This is a genomic window from Pedococcus sp. P1_H8 (assembly GCF_056405175.1).
Window position 1 is genome coordinate 1 of the sequence record NZ_JBFUCP010000222.1, and the last position, 456, is coordinate 456.

Here is a 456-nt window from a genome sequence, read left to right on the forward strand (position 1 = left end):
GGAAAGGTTCTGACGGAATCGCGGTGGGCGCCGGTCAGATGACGGCGCCGCCGTTGGGGCTGATGACCTGACCGACGAGGTAGTGGGTCTCGCCAGCGAGGTAGACGGCAAGGGAGGCGTACTCCTCGGGAGTGCCGAGTCGGCCCACCGGAACGATCTGGAACAGGCTGCGCTTCTGCGCCTCGGTGGCGTTGTCGAGGTACTCCTGGAACGGAGGCGTCAAGACCCCTCCGCAGGCGATGGCGTTGACGTAGATACCGGCGCCGGCGACGTCGAGTGCGACCGTCTTGGTGAGGCTTGCGACGGCGGCCTTGGTGGCGGAGTATCCGGGGCTGTGCGTGCTGGCCGCGGAGGTGCCGGCGATCGAGGTGATGTTGATGATGCGTCCGTACTGCTGCGGCTCCATGAACTTCAATGCTTCACGGGTGCAGTAGAAGACGCCGTGCACGTTGACGC

Annotated in this window: 1 protein-coding gene; it reads right to left on the bottom strand. The window is 65.6% G+C overall.

What is annotated here, in order from left to right; translation table 11 throughout:
* Positions 1–34 precede the first annotated feature (34 nt).
* A partial coding sequence (locus AC1DYG_RS19695; RefSeq protein ID WP_477641541.1) for an SDR family NAD(P)-dependent oxidoreductase occupies positions 35–456 on the bottom strand: 422 nt, incomplete at its 5' end.